Source organism: Sphingomonas rosea (assembly GCF_039538065.1).
Lineage (GTDB): Bacteria > Pseudomonadota > Alphaproteobacteria > Sphingomonadales > Sphingomonadaceae > Sphingomicrobium > Sphingomicrobium rosea.
On sequence record NZ_BAABBR010000001.1, the window covers coordinates 1,534,832 to 1,553,596 of the forward strand.

The following is an 18,765-nucleotide window of genomic DNA, read 5'->3' on the forward strand; positions in this document are numbered from 1 at the left end:
CGTCGAGTTCGGAGCCGAACCACGGTCGACATATCGACGTCTGGCCGTAGCAGCTCTGCCATGAAGCTTGTCGATTTGTTCTGCGGATGTGGCGGATTCTCGCTTGGTGCGCATCAAGCGGGGTTCGAAGTCGTCTCGGCCTACGACATTGACCCGAATCTGACTCACTCCTTCGAGCGGAACTTCCCCAACACGCGGCTCCATCTTAAAGACGTGTCACGGCTGACGGGGGCGCAACTGCTGCTCTCCGCCGGTGGGCAGATCGACGGTATCTTCGGTGGTCCACCTTGTCAGGGCTTCAGCGACATCGGGCGACGGGCGGTCGACGATCCCCGCCGCCAGCTTCTGGGACACTTCTTCCGCCTGGTAGCCGAGGTGCGTCCGACATTCTTTATAATGGAGAACGTCCGCGGCCTCGCTCAGTCCGGCGCTCGCCAAGTTCTCGAGGACGCGCTCAAGTTGGTGCGGGATCGATATCAACTCCTCGGCCCGATGGTCTTGGACGCAGCCGACTTCGGTGCTCCTACTAAGCGCCGCCGCCTGTTCGTCATCGGCTTGCATAAGGACCGCTCGGACCCGCTGCAGGCGGACGACGTACTCGCCGGAAGACGGCGCGCCGCGACGGTGCGGGACGCGCTGACCGATCTGATCGGAGCCGTTCGGGTCGGCGACGAAGAAGGTTACGACGTTTGGCGCTTCGGTCGTCGTGGTCGGCCGAGCGCATATGCACAGGCGATGCGCAGCATTGATCGCCGCTTCACGGGCAATCGGCTCACAGTCCACGCGCCAGTCATCGCCGAGCGCTTTGCCAAGCTCGACCCCGGCGCCATCGATCCCGTTGGTCGTCACCCGAAACTCGCCTGGGAGGGGCAATGCCCCACGCTCCGCGCCGGGACCGGCGCCGATCGGGGCTCCTATCAGGCCGTAAGGCCAATCCATCCCGGCGAGCCACGAGTGATCACGGTGAGGGAAGCAGCCCGCCTACAGGGCTTTCCCGACGCTCACCGCTTTCATCCTACTCTCTGGCACAGCTTCCGGATGATCGGGAACAGCGTGTCCCCGGTAATCGCCAGGGAGCTGTTTGTAGCGATCGCCAAGAAGCTCACCTTCGACCCGCGTGTCACGCTAGCGGCCGAGTGAATGGATCGGCTTACCCCCGAGCGCCGCTCGAGGCTGATGTCCCGTGTGCCACAAAAGAACACCTCGCCCGAGTTGCGGGTGCGACGAGCGGCACACGCGTTGGGACTGCGGTTTCGTATCCACCGCCGGAATCTGCCGGGCACGCCGGACCTCGTATTCCCTAAGTACAAGGTCGCCATATTCGTGCACGGCTGCTTTTGGCATCGTCATCCAGGCTGCCCCAAGGCATCGGTCCCGAAGACGCGGCAAGAGTTTTGGGAAGCCAAGTTCGCCCGGAATGTCGAGCGCGACCGGCACGTGGATGCGCAGTTGAGCGCTCGAGGGTGGCGCGTTTGTAAGCTCTGGGAGTGCGAAACCAAGGACGAGCAAACCTTACGGGAACGGCTAGTGCGTATATTCGGCCTAGGAGTTTTTTAGGGCTAGCCTGCTGGCCCCCTCACGTTCAACCTGTCTCGGATCTCAGGCGGCTTAGGGGGTATCAAGGCCATGCACCGGAACGTCCGCGACGGGCGCTTAGCTAACCGGCCCTGCCCCGAATGAGCGTCCGTTTACGAGTTTGCGCTGCGGCGTCTTGAAGGTCCGTTAGTGGGTCTTTTCTGACCTAAGCTCCGCCTCGGTTTGACCTCCTGGCCGATGCATTCTTCATCGCGCCCCGCAGTTTAAAATGCGGATCGAAATCCAGGAGTTACGTGCCAGGTCAACTCACTGGTTATTAGTGCAGCCTAAGGTGATGTGGAACTGGAATGTGGGACTGCTTAGACAGCAAACAGCCAACTAGCTGAGATATTGAAGAATTTTACTCTTGAATGGTGGAGCCGTGGGGGATCGAACCCCAGACTCCTAAGTTCCTGAAAACACATGCTTCTTCGAGACGCGGGTGCTACGATTGGAACACCCAAATGTAACAGCCGTCCTTGCGCTAGGCAATGCGCTACTTGAACTCCACGCCCATCTTCTGCTGCGCCTCCTTGGTGTAGTAAGATAGCGGTCCATTCGGCTGCGTGGAGAGATCGAACCGGCGGATCGCTGTGTCGATCACCTTCTGCTTGAAGGGGATGTGGATAGCGCAGACAGACTTGTCGTCGATGCGCTTTGTTAGTGCAGCTGGCCATTCATGCCGATGTGACGCCGGGTTCAGAATGGAAGTGTAGCCAGTATAAACGACGATCACCGGGATGCCGCATACGTCTACTGCGTACTCTATCTCATGTGGGACGAAGTCAGTGTCAAGGTGGGTCTTCGGACCAACTATTAGCACCATGTTCTTAGAGTTATCGAGACGATCCTCCAGACTCTGCTTTATCTTAGACTTGCTAGCGCTGTCTTTGACCGCTTCCACCTTGTCATGGCTATTGATAAACTTGAAGTCGATATCGTCGTTCTCATGCCAGGCCTTCATCATGCGATAGTATCTGATGTCAGACGCGGTGGGGTCTGTCTTACCTTCAGCGTGGAAGGCGATGTAAGTTCCGTTACGATAGGCCATACTACTTAGTACTCCAGTCTCTTCGTATCTCCGTCAGATCAAGAACCGAGAAGCAATCTTCGTGCAGCAAGATGCTAACGCTGTTCGGGAGCTGTGCGGTCTTAGCGTAATCAACGATTGCCAGTACCACTAGCCTGAGGAGATGCTGAGGCGGCAGGTTGATGCTGGCGCGACCGTTGCCCAGAAGAGGCAGCGCTAAGGGCTGGCCATTGCCCCGCTCATGAACCTTGCAAAGAGCAGCAGAAAGGGCTGTCCAAAGCTCGGGGATGCTAGACTGAGCCTTGTTCGTACTGACGTCGGTGCGAGACAAAGCGACGAGGTAGATGTGCTTGTCACCACGGTCCAAAACTGCGGTGGTGCCAATCTCGTAACGTGTCGTCTCCCCTACGGTCCTTGGAATGGTGGTGCCGGTAAACGGCTGCAGCGCTGGTGTGACCTGCGTCCTGAACTTAGCTTCATCGCCGCCGAAGTAGTCGCAGATAACCTGGCCATGAATGGAGCCCTTCGCGACAACGTCGCCGATGCGGCTGTCGAAGAACTCGTTCACGCCAATGAGCCAATCGGCATCCTCCTTGAACAGATTGCCATACTTCAGGGTCAGCCGAGTACTCGTTAGCGGGATGTCGAAGGCTACCTTGCGGGGTTCGTAGATCGCCCACAGGAATCCGACCAAAGCGCAGAAAATCGCAAATCCAAGATAAGGCGTGCCGTGCTCGTCCAGCCAATGGTCAAGCCCAGCACTTGAGCGGGTGCCGACCTCCGTGAGGAGCCAGATCGCTCCCAGCACTGCTAGGCCGAACGCAACGCCTTCTTGCCACCGCCGAGAGGCGCCGAGGCGTATGGACTTCCACATCAACCTTGGTCCCCGATGACCTCGATAATCTCGGCAGCTATCTCTTCAACCGTATGAGTGGAAGTGCTACGGGCAAGCTTGTCTGCAAGCGACGACGAGTATTGCATTACCTCTCTCTTGGACACGTTGTGCCAGACAGGCAGAAGCACCTGCTCGCCTGAAACCGATCGAGAGACCAAGCCGTCCAGTTCATACTCGGGCCAGCCCTTGCCAAAGAAGGCTTGAGACAGCACGACAACGCCAAATCGGCTGCTTCGCAGACCCTCATCGATTTTGCGACGTAGGCTGTCGCCAATCTTCAGCGTGAACTCATCGTACCAAACGTCGAGGCCACCGGCTCGCAGCGCCTCTGCGAGAGGGCGCGCAACCTCATCTTTGTCTTCGGAAGCGTGCGATATGAAGACGTCATGAGTAGCGCTGCTGGGCTCATCAAGACTTGGCGGCGTGTTGTCAGCAGCCGGCCGGACGAGAGAGGGCACCGTCGACAAGGGCGCCTCATTTAAGGCTGGCAGCGGACGCATCGCCGAGGGCGGTATCACCCGTACGCTACTCCTAGTCGTGCCCCTGAGCCCCTGCATATCGACGGCGACATGCCATGTCCCCCGAACTTGGCACCGTGATCCGAGCAGGGGAGCGATTGATTAGCCCGCCGTAGTATCGATGCTGCCGGCCACTCTGGTAACTGGAAAGATTGGAGCTATCCATCAAGCGTACGTTCGCAGCACTACCACTTAAAGTGACTTCTACGACGCTGCCTCGCTCAAGGTGTCCAAGCCGATAATGCGTGAAACTCATACCACTAACTCCATGCCCCATCTTCAGAGTGGCATGAGCAATGTCAACGACGAGACCCCGGTGGTCGTTAGCTCTGCAAGTAAACGCCGCAGTCTACGACCTGTACATGCGGCGCTTACCTGAAAACGTCCCTCTGACTAAACGAGCGAAGGCTTACCCCCATGGGGCCGGAGCTTTCAGCGGACGCATGTCCAATATAGCCAAACGTTCGTTTGACAGTCGTGGACGGTGCGACTATCAGGCCGCGAACAGCTGCAGGCGTGAGTGATGCGTACAATCAACTACTATCGTGTCTCGACAGCTAAGCAGGGTCGCAGCGGCCTAGGGCTAGAGGCACAGCAGGCAGCGATCGCGAACTTCTGCGCTAGCCGAGGATACGAGCCATTGGGTGAGTACACTGAGCAAGAGAGCGGCAAGCGCGATGATAGGCCGGAGCTGGCCAGAGCGCTCCATCATGCGAAGGTAACAGGGGCAACTCTCGTCATCGCCAAGCTCGACAGGCTAAGCCGCAATCTGGCCTTCCTCGCTACGCTTCAAGACGCCGGGACAAAGTTCGTCGCAGCCGACATGCCGGAGGCTAATGAGCTGACCATCCACATCATGGCTGCAATGGCTCAGGCCGAGCGGAAAGCGATCAGCAAGCGGACCAAGGAAGCTCTCGCTGTGGCAAAGGCGAGGGGTACCAAGCTCGGCAACCCGATGGGGGCAAAGGCTTTCGGCGCCTACAAGGGCAACGGGGAAGCAGTGGCCGCGATCAAAGCGAAGACCAGAGCCTTCGCTGCGGACGTCATGCCTATCATCGAAGCGGTAAGGGTGGAAGGCCACACCAGCCTTCGAGCTATTGCCAAAGAGCTGAATGACAGGGGCATTGTCACGGCGCGAGGCGGCAAATGGGGGCCACAATCGGTTAGCGATCTGCTGCGGGTCGCACCCTGACGGATAGCCGCCTCTCATGAGCTTCTGGGGCCTCGCTGAAGCGCGTCTCAGGTGATTTTGGTGCCAGGATAGCAGAGACGTTGCCGAGGCACTGCACGGCCAGAAAATCGGCAATCGGCGAATGTCCGCTTTCGACCCAAAGCGGACATCGGGATAATCATCTAAAGCTCACATTCTCCTCATGACGTTGCTTGCCAGTGGCAGCCAAGTAGGCGTGGAAGTGCAGAGCGAAGGGGGTGGGCCTGATCCAACGTAAGAGGGCGAGTGCCCGTGCCAGTTTTCTCATTGCGTCGGCGCTGTTCCTCGCTTCGTGCGAGTTGGGCGCGCGGCAGCTATGCTGCGGATACGAGACGAGAGAGGACTGGAGCAGCGATGTCTCGATAGTTGACGGCGAAAGTCGTATCGTCTTCCAGCATGTTAGTGCCATAGCCGAACAGGCGGACGCATACGTGGTCGAGATACGGGAAACGGACCCTCACGCTTCCGGACTGACTTACAAGGACTGTCGGTATGCGCGTATCGAAAAGAGAACCGGTGCCCGGTCTCTGATACTCAACGCGCAGTATCGGGTCGCACTTGATGAGCGGCTAACAAGCGGGAATGCACAGTTCGTGCTGCGGACGCAGAACTCGTGCCTTGTCGATATGTCATAGGCGGGAATGTCCGCTTCCCACCCATAGCGGACATAAGAGGCCGCCAGTTGCCTTTGTCGAAGAGGGAACGCATCCTAGCTTAGCTCGGGTAAGCCACGAGGGGGCCAGTATGTTGCTTCTGATCCTGCAAGCCGCTGTCGCGCAGCTGCCGTTGAACCTAACCTGTGGAGGTGGTGGCACTGCCAACAAGGCGGCGGTCGCCACCGTCAACTCGTACGGAAGCGCTCACGGCTCCGTGGGTACCACACCCTTCGGGACATCTGGCAACTCCGCATCCACCGTCACGACCACCCGTCAGCAGAGCTTTGCGGACCAGGTCGATATTCGGCTGTTCGCTGGGGATGATCGGATCCGCCTGCCACGAACCATGCTGCCTCCGCTTCACGGCGGTTCAGATGGGTGGTTCAAGCTCAAGAACGTGACCGCCGATGACCGATCGATACGAGCGAGCGCCGGTGTGAACTTCATGAATAACCCCAAGGTCTACATAGATAGATTGACGGGCACGATCACGATCTCAGGGAAAGCCGGAGATTTCACTGGTCAATGCCAAGCGGTCGACCCGCAGGCCCCCAAGAAGTTCTAGCGAACCCAGCTCCGACGCATTGCCAGTCTACGGCCTAAGCTGAGCACGGGGCTCGAAATCGCGCATTTGATACCGTCCCGCACACGGAAAGGTACAAGAGAACTGATACCGTCATGCACAAGGGAGCACTTGGCCTCGGCCTCTTAGCTCTATGACGCTTGGGAGAGACCGCTTGCGGTTAGCGTCACCGGCTGCCCTCACGACCGCTCAGCGACCCGACGGTTCATGGCTTCCGGCCTTCCTCTGTATCTATTTGTGAGTATCCCGGGGGGAACCCTGATGGTGCCCATCCAAGAAGAGCAGGGGGGAGAGCCGGACAGCTTCACCCCGCTAGGACCCTCGGGTTCATGAACCACATGAAACAGCAGTGAGCCCCAGCAGCTTCCAGAGGAAAGCCCGAACGCAAGCACCATCTGTCTCGTCTGCGTGACCTATGCCGCTGCCTTCCCCGGCGTCTGACTTGCAATCTCAAGCCCTGGCACCTTGTATCGCTTCATGGCTTCAACGAGCTGGTGGTCCCAAGCACCGGAGCCATAATCATCAGCCACGTCTCCTGAACTGTGACCCATAAGGGCACGCTGTAGCGCTTCTTCAATGTCGGCCAGTCGGCAGTAATCTTTGAATGTGTGCCGGAATGAATGGAAAACCATGCGCGGGTCTGTAACCCCACAAACCTCGCGCCGGTACTTACTCCAATGCTCTCCCCACTTGGCAGTGAGGCGCCCGTAAATGTTTGGCTTGAGCAAGGGGAACAAGCGTTCCTGCTTAGCATCCTTGGCTGCCGCCACGAACTCTAAGAACCCCCGCTTGAGTAGCTCGACGTGAACTGGGACGCGGCGCTCACTGGCTGCGTTCTTGAGCTTAAGGTTGCCATCGTTGTCTTCACGGATCTGTATAATCCAAGCTGCCTGCTCGCTTCCCTCACTGTCGATATAGCGACCTTCGTTCACATCCTTCGGCCGTAGCTGTCCGAGTTCCTCCAACCTCGCGCCCGTGAATAAGCCAAGGAGAGGAAGCCAGTAGCCGGCTTCTCCCCGCAGGGATGCGGGCCTTGCTCCCCGCAAGTAGACCGGGCTGTTGAAAATCGCGTTCAGAGAAGGCAGATCGAAGGGCAAGCGCTTCTTCTTCGCTGCTCGTCCATCACGTATAGTTACGTCGGCAGCGACATTGGCCTCGATGTGCCTGTTGGCTTTGGCCCAGCTCATGAGGGTCCGAAGGTGCGACAGCTTCTGTTTGATGTTCGCGGGTGTCTTCCCCTCCGCAAGCAGCTTCGCCTTGAAGGCCAAGAAGTCGTCCTCGGTGAGTTCCCGAACGGGCCTCCGGCCAATGCGGTCGTAAAACTAGCGGGCGGTGGAGCGATGTGTGTCGATGCCCTTCTGGCTCGGCTTCCGCTCTGCGGCCCATCCGTCCACAATCTCGCCATCGAGCCACAGAGCCACCGTCGAGCGTTTCGCAAGCGGCGGGGGTCCTGGGACATCTGAGGCCCCTCGTACGGCCTCCACGGCCTTTAAACGGGCTTCTGCGGCGTCAGCTCGCTCGCGTTGTTCCCGCACCAGATCGGCAATCACCGCATCGCGGGGGTCTATCTCAGCAGTGGTACCTGCCAGCTTTTCGCGGAGCTGAAGGCGCAGCTCGCGTCGGGCTAAGCGGCGTGCTTCCCGCTCTGCCGTCCTCCGGGCGATAAACTCGGCCTCTTCCGTGGCGAACTCTCCAAGCCACTCTCCATCAAGGGGAGCGGACACGCTGGCGTCGCTGGAGGGGACCGTGGCCATGAGTTGTGCCCGTGCTTCATCGAACAGCCGGTCAGTCATACGGACGTAGTCAGGGAGGAGACGCTTAGCGTCCTCTCTCACCTTGGTTCGGAGTGAAATCTTGAACTCGCTTCGCGGATTGCCGCGCTCGGTCAGCAGGTATCGCTGGAGTTCATCGGGAACGGCTCGCCGGAAATAATAGGTCGAGCGAACTTGGTCGAGATACGTGCACATGGATCCTACACCCTATTACAGATGTAATACCCGCTTGGAAGAAGTGCTTGTTTTCTCGGACTTTCCCCGAGCCTACAGAGGCTTAGGAGGAAATGGTGGAGCCGTGGGGGATCGAACCCCAGACCTTCGCAATGCCATCGCGACGCTCTCCCAGCTGAGCTACGGCCCCAATGCGAGCGCCTTTAAGGGCTAGTCCGCGGCCTGCCAACCCCTTTGTTGCGGTTCGAAGGCTCGGTGCGAAACAAAAACGGCGCCGGGAGGCCCGGCGCCGTCGTCGGTCGGCTGGTGCCGGCCCTGGTTCCCCGCTTACTTCAGCTTGTCGCTGACGTTCGAGAAGGTCGAATTGAGGTTGGTGCCGATGTTGCTGAGCGCGGTGATCGCGGCGACGGCGATGAGGGCGGCGATCAGGCCATATTCGATGGCGGTGGCGCCGTCGTCGTTCGACAGCATCTTGCGGAAGTTGGTCATCGTCTTTGCTCTCCTGAGAAGAAGCGATGCGCCGTACTGAACCCCTACCGGTGCTCGGCTTCCGGTTCAGTTGTAGTTTGCCACCCTAAAAACTTCCTTAATGCGCCCCGTGTGCTGCGCGCGGGCGGCGCAAACGAGAAGACCCCGCCGACACCGTCCGAAGAGGGTGCCGGCGGGGCCTCCGGTCAAGCTATCTCGAAGCTTACTTCAGCTTGTCGCTGACGTTCGAGAAGGTCTTGTTGAGGTTGGTGCCGATGTTGCCGAGCGCGGTGATCGCGGCGACGGCGATGAGGGCGGCGATCAGGCCGTATTCGATCGCGGTGGCGCCGTCTTCGTTGTTCAGCATCTTGATGAAATTGGTCATGTCCGGTCTCCTAGTTCCACTTTGTCCCCGGGGGGCTTGCCCCCGCACCGTCGAACCTTGGCCCGTCGGTCAAAAGTGTTTCTAGGAGGAAGGGGTTAAGAACTTCCTATACCGGTCGGTAAATGCATCTTTACCTTGTTAATTGCTTCAGCGGCGCTCGCCGAGGAGGTCGGTGGCGGCCTTGACGAGGCCGCCGATCCACTGGTCGAGATCGCCTTCGGACGCCTGGGACGGGGTGGCGGGCGCGCGGCGCGGCACCTGGTAACCCGCCGGAAGATAGGTGGCCCCGCGCCCGTCGACCGACAGCGCCGGAGCCATGAACGCGCGCCAGATCTGCGCGGGCAGGGTGCCGCCCGAGACATTCTTGCCCAGCGACTTGTTATCGTCGCGGCCGACCCACACGCCGACGACGAGGTCGCCCGCGAAGCCGACGAACAGGGCGTCGCGATTCTCCTGGGTGGTGCCGGTCTTGCCGAAGGTGGCGGTCGGAAGCGCGGCGCGCTTGCCGGTGCCTTCGTTGGCGGCGGCCCAGAGGAGGTCGAGCATCGGCCGCCAGTCGCGTCGTTCGTCGAGCCGGCCGTTGCGGCCGAACAGGCTGTCGGTGATCGAGCCACTGTCGTCGACCTGCGGCTGGGGCGGGAGCCCCACCGCGCCGACCGGATAGCGCCCGCTAGCCACCGCGGCATAGGCGCCGGTGAGTTCGAGCAGGCTAACCCCGGCAGTGCCTAGGGCGACGCTCGGCGAATCGGGTAGCGGGGTGCTGATCCCGAGCTCGCGCGCAGTGCGCAGGACGTTGCTCCGGCCGACCGCTTCGGACAGGCGCACGGTGGCGGCGTTGCTCGAGCGGGCGAAGGCCTGCTGGAGGGTGACGGGCCCACGGTAGATGCCGTCGCTGTTGGCCGGACTCCAGCCGTCGATGGTGATCGGCTTGTCCTGGATGATCGTGTCGGGCCGATAGCCGGCGCGCATCGCGGCGAGATAGACGAACAGCTTGAAGGCCGAGCCGGGCTGGCGCCGGGCCTGGGTCGCGCGGTTGAAGGTCGATTCCTTGTAAGAGCGGCCGCCGACCATCGCCACGACCCGGCCGTCGGGCCGCATCGCGACCAGCGCGGCCTGCATGCCGGGGCCGAGCGCGGCATTGGCGACCGCCCGGTTGGCGAGGCGCTGGAGGTCGGCGTCGAGCGTCGTCTTGACCTTGACCTCGCCGAAGTCGCTTTCGAAGGCCTGCGCGGCTTGGGGCGCGACCCAGTCGGCGAAATAGGTCCCGGTGGGGACCTTCTCGACCTGGCGGATCGGTCGGGCGCTGACCGTCGCGCGGGCGCGCGCGAGCGGAATGACATTGGTGTCGGCCATGGCCGCGAGGACCAGTCGCGAGCGCTTCTGGGCACCGGCGAGGTTGCGGGTGGGGGCGAGCCGGCTCGGCGCCTGGACCAGCCCGGCGAGCATGGCCGACTGGGCGAGGTTTAGTTTCTCGGGCTCGCGGCCGAAATAATGGTGCGAGGCGGCGCGCAGGCCATAGACGCCGTCGCCGAAATAGACCGACGATAGGTAACGCGAGAGGATCTCCTCCTTGGTCAGCCAGCCTTCGAGCCAGAAGGCGATGATCACTTCCTGCGCCTTGCGCTTGAGGCTCCGGTCGCCGTTCAAGAAGCTGGTCTTGGCGAGCTGCTGGGTGAGCGTGGAGCCGCCCTGCTTGACCCCGCCGGCGTGGAAGTTGGCGACCATGGCGCGGCCGATCGCGCGCGGGTCGATCCCCCAGTGGCGGTAGAAGCGGCGGTCCTCGATCGCGACAAAGGCGGCGGGGGTCAGCGGATTGAGCTTGGCGACCTCGACCGGCGCTTCCTTGATTGCGCCGCGGCGGGCAATGGCGCGGCCCTCGCTCGAGACGATCAGCATTGCCGGGTCGGGCAGGGGCTCGAGGGCGCGGCCGAGCGGAGCAGTGATAACCAGCCACAGCAAGGTGACGAGAAGGAGCGCGCCAAAACCGGTCAGGCCCCAGCGCCAATAACGGCGGCGATTCGACGGTACGGCCGGCGGCGGTGGCGAGGGCGGGAGCGGATCCGTCGGACTGGCAGGGAAGACAGGCTTCTCGCGCGCGGCCTCGGCAAGGCGCTGCTCGCGGCGCTGCCACCAGTTGAGGCGCCTGACCGTCGGCGGCGCGCCGAACACGGGCGCGGCGAAGGGATCGGGCAAGTCCTCGATGTTGCGCCCGCTGCGCTGCCAGGGTGAGTCGCGATCCGCCATTCGGTCTCGAGAATTGAGGTGCCCTAATGCCCTAATACAGCATCGAGAGCGTGGCTAGGGGAGATTGGCTGAACCCTTGGTTTCCGGCCGGGTGATCGGCTAGGCCGGTCTCGTGATCGATCGAGGTGCACCAAGGCGGCGGGGCCCGGGCGGGCTTGCGGTCCTCGCGCTCGCGGGTCTCGCGGCGCTCGGCGGGTGCCGCGAGCGCAACGGCGGCGAGATCACGGCGACGGTGATCGGCGAGCGGCTGCCGCAGATCGTCGATCCGGTGACCAAGGCGCCGACGACGGGCGACGCCATCCTTCTCAGCAACGCGGCGCAGGGGCTGGTCCGGTTCGATCCGGCCGGCAACATCGCGCCGGGGTTGGCCGAGCGCTGGGCGGTGAGCGACGACGGGCTGAGCTATATCTTCCGGCTCGAGAAAGCGAACTGGAGCGACGGGCGCCGGGTCCGGGCGCGCGACGTGGTTCGGCTGATCGAGCGGCAGCTGCAGCGCAAAAATGGCGATGCGACGCGCGACACGGTCGGGGCGATTGCACAGGTGGTTGCGATGACCGACCGGGTGATCGCGATCGAGCTGAGTTCGCCGCGTCCGCACCTGCTGCAACTGCTCGCGCAGCCGGCCTTCGCGCTGGTGCGCGACTCGAAGGGAACGGGGCCGTTCGCGGTCGCGACCGAGAACAATGGTCTCCTGCTCAGCCGGGTCACGCCCGGCCTCGATGGCGACGAGGGGCAGCGCGAGCAGGTTCGGGTGGAATCGGCGCCGGCGGAAAAGGCGGTGGCGGCGTTCGTCGCGGGGAAGACCGACCTCGTGCTGGGCGGGACGGTCGGCGACCTGTCGTTCGCGCTTGGCGCCAAGCTGCCGCGCAATTCGCTGCGGATCGACCCGGTGGCGGGGCTGGCGGGGCTGGTGCCGGCGCGCAAGGACGGGCCGGGGGCGGACCTTCGCGTGCGGGCGCTGCTCGACGAGGCGATCGACCGCGCGGCGCTGGTGGGCGCGCTCGGCGTGCCCGACCTCCAGCCGCGCGCGAGCCTGCTCCAGGCCGGGCTCGACGGGGTCACCAATCCCTATCAGCCGGCCTGGACGGGGCTTGCACCGGCGGATCGTTCCGCGGCGCTGCTCGAGCGGGCCCGGACGCTTTTTGCAGAGCCCGCGGTGACGCCGGCGAAGGGAGCGGCGCCTGCCGAGGCTGAGCCGGCGCCGCGACCGGTGATCCGGATCGCGCTTCCCGAGGGGCCGGGCGGGGCGATCATCCTCAGCCGGTTGCAGACTGACTGGCAGCCGCTCGGCCTCACGGTCGAGGCGGCCGGGCCCGGCAAGCCGGCCGATTTCCGCTGGGTCGACCAGGTCGCGCCCTCGACCTCGCCGGCCTGGTTCCTGCGCAGTTTCCGGTGCGAATTCGTGCCCGTCTGCTCGGAGGAAGCCGACCAGCTGCTCGATGCCGCGCGGCTCACCGGCTTCGCCCCGCAGCGCAACGCCTTCTTCGCCGATGCCGAGCGGATGATGCGCGATGCGGTGCTGTTCATCCCGGTCACCGCACCGATCCGCTGGTCGCTGACCGACCGGAGCATCGACGGCTTTGCCGAGAACCGGTTCGCGGTTCACACGCTGATGGGCTTGCGCGAGCGCGCGAACACCCAAGATTAGGGGCATGAGCGTCCGCCCCCAGACCTTCCGCCCCGACCTGCCGCTCGGCCGCGAGCCCGCGCATGTCCGCCAGCGGGTGGAAGCGCTCGAGCACATGCTCGAGGGACTGGTGAAAGTGCCCGGGCTCAACCGCAAGGTCGGGCTCGACGTGATCCTCGATTTCGTACCGGGCATCGGCCCGACGGTGGCGGCGGGGCTCGGCGCCTATCTTGCCTGGGAAGCGCGCAACCTGGGCATGAGCAAGTGGCAGATCACGCGGATGGGGAGCAACATCGGGGTCGACTGGCTGCTCGGCATGATCCCGTTCGTCGGCGCCGTTCCCGACTTCTTCTTCCGCTCGAACACCCGCAACCTTCGGATGATCAAGCGCCACCTCGACAAGCATCATCCGGGCAGCCGGACGGTCGAGGTCGATCCGCTCCGCGGCACCCTTCGCTAAAAGAAAGAGCCATGTACGACTTTAAGATCGAAGCGGCCGACAAGCCGACGCTGTATGCCGACCTCCTGCAGGCGCTCGACGGGCTGACCGCGGGCGAGAGCGACGGGATCGCCAACATGGCCAATGCCGCGGCGCTCATCTGGGAGACGCTACCCGATCTCAACTGGGCGGGCTTCTACCGCAATGTCGGGGGCGAACTGGTGCTCGGGCCGTTCCAGGGCCGCGCAGCCTGTATCCGCATCCCGTTCGGTCGCGGCGTGTGCGGCGCGGCGGCGGAGACGCTGCAGGTCCAGCGCGTCGAGGACGTCCACGCCTTCCCCGGGCATATCGCCTGCGACGCGGCGAGCCAGTCGGAGCTGGTGGTGCCGATCGTTCGGAATGGCGAGCTGCTCGGCGTGCTCGACCTCGACAGCCCGCAAAAAGCCCGCTTCGACGCGGCGGACGAAGCGGGCTGTAAGAAGCTATGCGCGCTCCTCGCGGAGCGGCTCTGACGGTTTAGTTGGCCGCGAGCTGGATCGCGAGCGGCTCCTTGGTCATGACCTTCCATTCCGAGCCCTGCGCGGCGGTCGCGCTGCGGCCGGTGACGAAGGCGCCGAACACGCCGACCGCGACCACCGCGCCGACCGCAGCGCCGGTGTTGCCCTGACCCTCGATGCGATAGTGACCGCTGACCGGGATAATGCGGCCGTTGAGGTCGATGCTGTCGATGTCGAACTCCATCTTGGCCGACTTGCCGAACGCGCCCTTGCCGGTGCGGTAGGAGACGCGGCCCCTGGCCGGCGTGCCGCGCGGAATGACCACATATTGCCCCATCATCACGTCGCGCGAGACGCGGAAAGCGACCGCGTCACCGACCTTGGCCTTCTTCGAGGACAGTTCGCTGTCGAGGCTGACCCAGACGTCGGTGTTGCTGGGCAACATGGTGCCATTGATGACCTCGGCCGGCTTGACCGCCATCACGGGGACGGCCGGAACGGCCGGGGCCGCGGGCGTGGCGAGGACGGCCGGCGCGGGTGCAGCCTGCGCGAAAGCGGCGCCCGAAGCGCACACGACGGCGGCGCCGAACGCGGCGCGAAGCAGAATAGTCATGAAAACCCCCATTAACTCGGAACCGAGCGGAAGGGATTGTTAGCGACGCGTTATGAAAGAGCAATGACCGGCTTTAGTTAACGGTCGTCGGTGCTCAGCTCAGCGCTTCGAGCCGCTCGTCGCTGAGCCCGCCCGGGATGATCATCACGGGGCAGGGGAGCTTGCCGGCGTCGCTGCCGGTGAAGGCGGTGACGAGTGCGCCGGGGTCGCCGGTGGGGGCGGCGCCGAGCACGAGGGCGGCGATGTCCTCGCGGCTGCGGACGATCTCGCGCACGACCGCGACGGGTTCGCCCGGCTGGAGCAGGATCGCGTCGGGCTTGAGGCCTTCGACGCCCGGAAGCTCGCCCAAAGCGGCGGCGACGCGGGCCTCGATCCGAAGCTGCTGTTCTTCCTTGATCGCGGCCTCGACCCCGCCCCACTGGACGAAATCCTGCGCTTCGGTGATCGCCAGCACCTCGATCGCGCCCCCGGTCTTGGCCGCGCGGCGAGCGGCGAAGCGGAGCGCCTGCCGGGCCTCCTGGCTGTCGTCGATCACGACGAGATAGGTGCGCTTGCCGGTGGCCATGGCGCCCATCAGTGCCCCGCGACTGCTTGACGGGCAAGGGGGCATGGTCTTTGGGAGGTCCCGAAGAAGGATTTCGCACGAAGGCTTGTCATGGCGATCGAACTGAAGATGCCCGCTCTGTCCCCGACCATGGAGGAAGGGACGCTGGCCAAATGGCTGGTGAAGGAAGGCGATACCGTCGCGAGCGGCGACATCCTCGCCGAGATCGAGACCGACAAGGCGACGATGGAATTCGAGGCGGTCGACGAGGGGGTCGTGACCAAGATCCTCGTCGCCGAAGGGACCGACGGGGTGAAGGTCGGAACGCCGATCGCGCTGATCGGCGGCGAGGGCGAGGAAGCGGCGCCGGCTGCTGCTCCGGCCGCGAAGCCTGCCGAAGCGCCCAAGGCGCCGGAAGCCTCCGCCCCGAAGGCCGAGGCGCCCGCACCCGCGCCGGTCGAGACCCCGGCCGCACCGGCCCAGCCTGCCGCCGCGCCCAAAGCCGAAGGCGACCGCGTCAAGGCGAGTCCGCTGGCCCGCAAGCTCGCGCAGGCGCAGGGGATCGACCTGTCGACGCTGACCGGCTCGGGTCCGGGCGGGCGAATCGTCCGCGCCGATCTCGGCCAAGCCGCCGGTGGCGCTGCCGCCGCGCAGCCGCAGACCGCGCCGACGCCAGCCGCTGCCGCCCCGGCTGCTTCTGCTCCGGCCCAGCCGTTCTCGACCGACATTCCGCACGAGGCGGTCAAGCTCAGCAACATGCGCAAGACGATCGCGCGCCGCCTGACCGAGGCGAAGCAGACGATCCCGCACATCTACCTGACGGTCGACGTCCGGCTCGACGCGCTGCTGAAACTGCGCGGCGAGCTGAATGCCGGCCTTGCGGGCCGGGGCGTCAAGCTCAGCGTCAACGACCTGCTGATCAAGGCGCTGGCGCTCGGGCTCGAGGCGGTGCCGGAGTGCAACGTCAGCTTCACCCCCGACAGCCTCATCCAGTACAAGCGCAGCGACATCGCGGTCGCCGTCAGCATCCCGGGCGGGCTGATCACGCCGATCATCACCGACGCGGCGGCCAAGTCGATGAGCAAGATCTCGACCGAGATGCACGAGCTCGCGGGCCGGGCGAAGGAGGGCAAACTCCAGCCGCACGAATATCAGGGCGGCACGGCGAGCATCTCCAACATGGGTATGTTCGGGATCAAGCAGTTCGACGCGGTGATCAATCCGCCCCAGGCGATGATCCTCGCGGTCGGCGCGGGCGAGAAGCGTCCGTGGGTCGATGGCGACGCGGTGACGGTGGCGACGGTAATGAGCATCACCGGCAGCTTCGACCACCGCGCGATCGACGGCGCCGACGGCGCGCGCCTGATGAAGACGCTCAAGGAGCTGATCGAAAGCCCGCTGGGTCTGGTGGCTTGACGAGCACTCAGACTATGAATGTCGACCGGGGGCGCCATTTCGCACTCTCGCTTGCGCTATTTTGGTTTGGCGCGGCCACGCTTTTCGTCAGCGCCGTTTTGGCAGCGCAAGGTCTTGTCGGCGGTCCCAAGGGATTTCCTCTGGACTGGATCGTGCCACCCACCTTCTGGGCGGTGGGTGCTGTTCTGCTTGCCTGGCAGCTCCGGCAACCTCGCGTCGCACGAGCGACAGTGGCGCTAGGAGCGGCATGGCTGAGCGTGGGGATCGTCGCTGCGACTTGGTTTCGGATAGCCAATGGCTGATCGGGTCCCCCTTATCCGCACCACCGCGATGCCGACCGACACCAACCCTTATGGCGGCGTGTTCGGCGGGTGGCTGATGGGGCAGATGGGGCTCGCTTGCGGGTCATTCGCGTCGCGGCGGACGGGGGGGAAGGCGATTCTCGTGGCGGCGGAGAAGTTGCGTTTTCCGGGCGCGATGGCGGTGGGCGACGAGCTCAGCGTCTATGTCGAGTGCCTGCGCGAGGGCCGGACCTCGCTGCTTGTGCGCGCCGAGGGCGTGGCGCGCGAGCGCGACGGCGAACTTGAAACACTGGTGGCGGAGGGCGAGTTCACCTTCGTCGCGCTCGATTCAGAAAACCGACCGCGGCCGATCGCGGCGAAGGAAGAGACGAATGGCTGAGAATTACGACCTCATCGTGCTGGGCTCGGGCCCCGGCGGCTATGTCGCGGCGATCCGCGCGGCGCAGCTCGGGCTCAAGGTCGCCATCGTCGAGCGCGAGCTCTTGGGCGGCATCTGCCTCAACTGGGGGTGCATTCCGACCAAGGCTCTGCTGCGCTCCGCCGAGATCCTCCATTATGCGCAGCATGCCGACAGCTATGGCCTCAAGCTCGCGGGCAAGATCGAGGCCGATCTCGCAGCGGTGGTGAAGCGCAGCCGCGGCGTCGCCAAGCAGCTCAATCAGGGCGTCACGCACCTGATGAAGAAGAACAAGATCACGTTGCATCTGGGGACGGGGACGATGACCGGCCCGACCAGCATGACGGTGAAGGGCGACAAGGGCGAGGAGCAGCTCAGCGCCAAGCACGTCATCCTGGCGGTGGGCGCGCGGGCGCGCGACCTGCCGTTCGCGCCCGCCGACGGCAAGCGCATCTGGACCTATCGCCATGCCATGACCCCGACCGAGATGCCGACCAAGCTGCTGGTCATCGGGTCGGGCGCGATCGGGATCGAGTTCGCGAGCTTCTACAACGACATGGGCGCCGAGGTGACCGTGGTCGAGATGCTCGACCGGATCGTGCCGGTGGAGGATGCCGAGATCTCGGCCCAGCTCGAGAAGAGCCTGACCAAGCAGGGCATCACGATCATGACCGGCGCGGGGGTCGAATCGATCGCCGCCTCGGCCTCGGGCGTGAAGGCCAAGATCAAGGGCAAGGGCAAGGACGGCAAGGTCGCCGACCAGGATTTCAGCCACTGCATCGTCGCGGTCGGGATCGTCCCCAACACCGAGAATGTCGGGATCGAGAAGCTGGTCGAGATGGACCGCGGGTTCATCCAGATCGACCCCTATGGCCGGACGAAGTCGAAGGGCCTGTGGGCGATCGGCGACTGCACGCCGGGGCCGTGGCTGGCGCACAAGGCGAGCCACGAGGGTGTCACCGCCGCCGAGGCGATCGCGCAGGAGCTCGGCAACAAGGACGTGCACCCGCATGCCCTCGACCGCTCGAACATTCCGGGCTGCACTTATTGCCACCCGCAGGTGGCGAGCGTCGGGCTGACCGAGGCCAAGGCCAAGGAAGCGGGCCATGAAGTCCGGGTCGGCAAGTTCCCCTTCATCGGCAACGGCAAGGCGATCGCGCTCGGCGAGACCGAGGGCTTCATCAAGACCGTGGTCGACGCCAAGACCGGCGAACTGCTCGGCGCGCACATGATCGGGGCGGAAGTGACCGAGCTCATCCAGGGCTATACGGTGGGCAAGACCGCCGAACTCCTCGACGAGGATTTCGCGCAGACCATCTTCCCGCATCCGACGCTGTCGGAGATGATGCACGAGAGCATCCTGTCGGCGCAGGGCCGGGTGATCCACATCTAGGCGGGAACGCGCTGCGCTCCTGTCCCG

Annotated in this window: 21 protein-coding genes and 1 tRNA gene; 10 read left to right on the forward strand and 12 right to left on the reverse strand. The window is 63.9% G+C overall.

The window, feature by feature from the left end; genetic code table 11:
- Window positions 1-60: 60 nt before the first annotated feature.
- Window positions 61-1,140, forward strand: coding sequence for a DNA cytosine methyltransferase (locus ABD693_RS07630; protein WP_344696431.1), 1,080 nt, complete (start codon window positions 61-63; stop codon window positions 1,138-1,140).
- Window positions 1,141-1,557 carry a very short patch repair endonuclease gene (locus ABD693_RS07635; protein ID WP_344696432.1) on the forward strand — a complete coding sequence of 139 codons (417 nt, stop codon included), beginning with the start codon at window positions 1,141-1,143 and terminating at the stop codon, window positions 1,555-1,557.
- Between the two features lie 514 nt (window positions 1,558-2,071).
- Here ABD693_RS07635 and ABD693_RS07640 read toward each other — a convergent pair.
- The 4 genes from ABD693_RS07640 to ABD693_RS07655 form a co-directional block, all read right to left on the reverse strand.
- Window positions 2,072-2,626: a TIR domain-containing protein gene (locus tag ABD693_RS07640; RefSeq protein WP_344696433.1), complete on the reverse strand. Its 555-nt coding sequence runs from the start codon at window positions 2,624-2,626 to the stop codon at window positions 2,072-2,074.
- Window position 2,627: 1 nt separating this feature from the next.
- Entirely contained in the window at window positions 2,628-3,413 is a 786-nt protein-coding gene (locus tag ABD693_RS07645) for a macro domain-containing protein (protein WP_344696434.1), read from the reverse strand.
- 65 nt (window positions 3,414-3,478) lie between these two features.
- Complete coding sequence (locus tag ABD693_RS07650) at window positions 3,479-3,958, reverse strand: toll/interleukin-1 receptor domain-containing protein (RefSeq protein WP_344697595.1); 480 nt, start codon at window positions 3,956-3,958, stop codon at window positions 3,479-3,481.
- 73 nt (window positions 3,959-4,031) lie between these two features.
- Window positions 4,032-4,295 (reverse strand): DUF1883 domain-containing protein, encoded by a 264-nt coding sequence (locus ABD693_RS07655; RefSeq protein ID WP_344696435.1) that lies wholly within the window; start codon window positions 4,293-4,295, stop codon window positions 4,032-4,034.
- Between the two features lie 246 nt (window positions 4,296-4,541).
- Between ABD693_RS07655 and ABD693_RS07660 the strand changes: the two genes are divergently transcribed.
- Complete coding sequence (locus tag ABD693_RS07660) at window positions 4,542-5,210, forward strand: recombinase family protein (protein WP_344696436.1); 669 nt, start codon at window positions 4,542-4,544, stop codon at window positions 5,208-5,210.
- Window positions 5,211-5,972: 762 nt separating this feature from the next.
- Window positions 5,973-6,449, forward strand: coding sequence for a hypothetical protein (locus tag ABD693_RS07665; protein WP_344696437.1), 477 nt, complete (start codon window positions 5,973-5,975; stop codon window positions 6,447-6,449).
- Between the two features lie 431 nt (window positions 6,450-6,880).
- Here ABD693_RS07665 and ABD693_RS07670 read toward each other — a convergent pair whose 3' ends face one another.
- The 6 genes from ABD693_RS07670 to ABD693_RS07695 all read right to left on the reverse strand — a co-directional run bounded on the left by ABD693_RS07670 (window position 6,881) and on the right by ABD693_RS07695 (window position 11,510).
- Entirely contained in the window at window positions 6,881-7,735 is an 855-nt protein-coding gene (locus ABD693_RS07670) for a site-specific integrase (RefSeq protein ID WP_344696438.1), read from the reverse strand.
- Window positions 7,736-7,789: 54 nt separating this feature from the next.
- Window positions 7,790-8,434, reverse strand: a complete 645-nt coding sequence (locus ABD693_RS07675) for a DUF6538 domain-containing protein (RefSeq protein WP_344696440.1) — start codon at window positions 8,432-8,434, stop codon at window positions 7,790-7,792.
- A 93-nt stretch (window positions 8,435-8,527) separates the two neighbouring features.
- A tRNA-Ala gene (locus tag ABD693_RS07680) sits at window positions 8,528-8,603 on the reverse strand.
- A gap of 137 nt (window positions 8,604-8,740) precedes the next feature.
- A complete protein-coding gene (locus ABD693_RS07685; protein ID WP_344696441.1) occupies window positions 8,741-8,902 on the reverse strand; it encodes a Flp family type IVb pilin in 162 nt (53 codons plus the stop codon).
- Window positions 8,903-9,104: 202 nt separating this feature from the next.
- The gene (locus ABD693_RS07690) at window positions 9,105-9,266 is read right to left on the reverse strand and encodes a Flp family type IVb pilin (RefSeq protein WP_344696442.1); all 162 of its coding nucleotides are present in this window, start codon (window positions 9,264-9,266) and stop codon (window positions 9,105-9,107) included.
- Window positions 9,267-9,413: 147 nt separating this feature from the next.
- On the reverse strand, window positions 9,414-11,510 hold the full coding sequence (locus ABD693_RS07695; RefSeq protein ID WP_344696443.1) for a transglycosylase domain-containing protein: 2,097 nt from the start codon (window positions 11,508-11,510) through the stop codon (window positions 9,414-9,416).
- 112 nt (window positions 11,511-11,622) lie between these two features.
- Between ABD693_RS07695 and ABD693_RS07700 the strand changes: the two genes are divergently transcribed.
- The 3 genes from ABD693_RS07700 to ABD693_RS07710 are packed head-to-tail and all read left to right on the forward strand — an operon-like array spanning window position 11,623 to window position 14,088.
- On the forward strand, window positions 11,623-13,158 hold the full coding sequence (locus ABD693_RS07700; RefSeq protein WP_344696444.1) for an ABC transporter substrate-binding protein: 1,536 nt from the start codon (window positions 11,623-11,625) through the stop codon (window positions 13,156-13,158).
- Between the two features lie 4 nt (window positions 13,159-13,162).
- A complete protein-coding gene (locus ABD693_RS07705; RefSeq protein WP_344696445.1) occupies window positions 13,163-13,597 on the forward strand; it encodes a DUF4112 domain-containing protein in 435 nt (144 codons plus the stop codon).
- Between the two features lie 11 nt (window positions 13,598-13,608).
- Entirely contained in the window at window positions 13,609-14,088 is a 480-nt protein-coding gene (locus ABD693_RS07710; protein WP_344696446.1) for a GAF domain-containing protein, read from the forward strand.
- A 4-nt stretch (window positions 14,089-14,092) separates the two neighbouring features.
- On the opposite strand, the gene ABD693_RS07715 is transcribed toward ABD693_RS07710, so the two are convergent.
- Window positions 14,093-14,686 carry a hypothetical protein gene (locus ABD693_RS07715; protein WP_344696447.1) on the reverse strand — a complete coding sequence of 198 codons (594 nt, stop codon included), beginning with the start codon at window positions 14,684-14,686 and terminating at the stop codon, window positions 14,093-14,095.
- 94 nt (window positions 14,687-14,780) lie between these two features.
- A complete protein-coding gene (locus tag ABD693_RS07720) occupies window positions 14,781-15,260 on the reverse strand; it encodes a universal stress protein (protein ID WP_344696448.1) in 480 nt (159 codons plus the stop codon).
- An 81-nt stretch (window positions 15,261-15,341) separates the two neighbouring features.
- Between ABD693_RS07720 and ABD693_RS07725 the strand changes: the two genes are divergently transcribed.
- The 3 genes from ABD693_RS07725 to lpdA all read left to right on the forward strand — a co-directional run bounded on the left by ABD693_RS07725 (window position 15,342) and on the right by lpdA (window position 18,738).
- Complete coding sequence (locus ABD693_RS07725) at window positions 15,342-16,646, forward strand: pyruvate dehydrogenase complex dihydrolipoamide acetyltransferase (RefSeq protein ID WP_344696449.1); 1,305 nt, start codon at window positions 15,342-15,344, stop codon at window positions 16,644-16,646.
- 294 nt (window positions 16,647-16,940) lie between these two features.
- Entirely contained in the window at window positions 16,941-17,327 is a 387-nt protein-coding gene (locus ABD693_RS07730) for an acyl-CoA thioesterase (RefSeq protein ID WP_344696450.1), read from the forward strand.
- Window positions 17,320-18,738, forward strand: coding sequence for a dihydrolipoyl dehydrogenase (gene lpdA / locus ABD693_RS07735; RefSeq protein ID WP_344696451.1), 1,419 nt, complete (start codon window positions 17,320-17,322; stop codon window positions 18,736-18,738). Before ABD693_RS07730 ends, lpdA begins: the two co-directional genes overlap by 8 nt.
- Window positions 18,739-18,765: the final 27 nt, after the last annotated feature.

What these genes read in the sequence shown, in the direction of transcription:
- ABD693_RS07710 (WP_344696446.1), top strand. Translation starts at nt 13,609, where the DNA reads ATGTACGACTTTAAGATCGAAGCGGCCGACAAGCCGACGCTGTATGCC.
- ABD693_RS07720 (WP_344696448.1), bottom strand. Translation starts at nt 15,260, where the DNA reads ATGGGCGCCATGGCCACCGGCAAGCGCACCTATCTCGTCGTGATCGAC.
- ABD693_RS07655 (WP_344696435.1), bottom strand. Translation starts at nt 4,295, where the DNA reads ATGGGGCATGGAGTTAGTGGTATGAGTTTCACGCATTATCGGCTTGGA.
- ABD693_RS07695 (WP_344696443.1), bottom strand. Translation starts at nt 11,510, where the DNA reads ATGGCGGATCGCGACTCACCCTGGCAGCGCAGCGGGCGCAACATCGAG.
- ABD693_RS07685 (WP_344696441.1), bottom strand. Translation starts at nt 8,902, where the DNA reads ATGACCAACTTCCGCAAGATGCTGTCGAACGACGACGGCGCCACCGCC.
- ABD693_RS07630 (WP_344696431.1), top strand. Translation starts at nt 61, where the DNA reads ATGAAGCTTGTCGATTTGTTCTGCGGATGTGGCGGATTCTCGCTTGGT.
- lpdA (WP_344696451.1), top strand. Translation starts at nt 17,320, where the DNA reads ATGGCTGAGAATTACGACCTCATCGTGCTGGGCTCGGGCCCCGGCGGC.
- ABD693_RS07690 (WP_344696442.1), bottom strand. Translation starts at nt 9,266, where the DNA reads ATGACCAATTTCATCAAGATGCTGAACAACGAAGACGGCGCCACCGCG.
- ABD693_RS07725 (WP_344696449.1), top strand. Translation starts at nt 15,342, where the DNA reads ATGGCGATCGAACTGAAGATGCCCGCTCTGTCCCCGACCATGGAGGAA.
- ABD693_RS07640 (WP_344696433.1), bottom strand. Translation starts at nt 2,626, where the DNA reads ATGGCCTATCGTAACGGAACTTACATCGCCTTCCACGCTGAAGGTAAG.
- ABD693_RS07675 (WP_344696440.1), bottom strand. Translation starts at nt 8,434, where the DNA reads ATGTGCACGTATCTCGACCAAGTTCGCTCGACCTATTATTTCCGGCGA.
- ABD693_RS07635 (WP_344696432.1), top strand. Translation starts at nt 1,141, where the DNA reads ATGGATCGGCTTACCCCCGAGCGCCGCTCGAGGCTGATGTCCCGTGTG.
- ABD693_RS07705 (WP_344696445.1), top strand. Translation starts at nt 13,163, where the DNA reads ATGAGCGTCCGCCCCCAGACCTTCCGCCCCGACCTGCCGCTCGGCCGC.
- ABD693_RS07730 (WP_344696450.1), top strand. Translation starts at nt 16,941, where the DNA reads ATGGCTGATCGGGTCCCCCTTATCCGCACCACCGCGATGCCGACCGAC.
- ABD693_RS07715 (WP_344696447.1), bottom strand. Translation starts at nt 14,686, where the DNA reads ATGACTATTCTGCTTCGCGCCGCGTTCGGCGCCGCCGTCGTGTGCGCT.
- ABD693_RS07665 (WP_344696437.1), top strand. Translation starts at nt 5,973, where the DNA reads ATGTTGCTTCTGATCCTGCAAGCCGCTGTCGCGCAGCTGCCGTTGAAC.
- ABD693_RS07660 (WP_344696436.1), top strand. Translation starts at nt 4,542, where the DNA reads ATGCGTACAATCAACTACTATCGTGTCTCGACAGCTAAGCAGGGTCGC.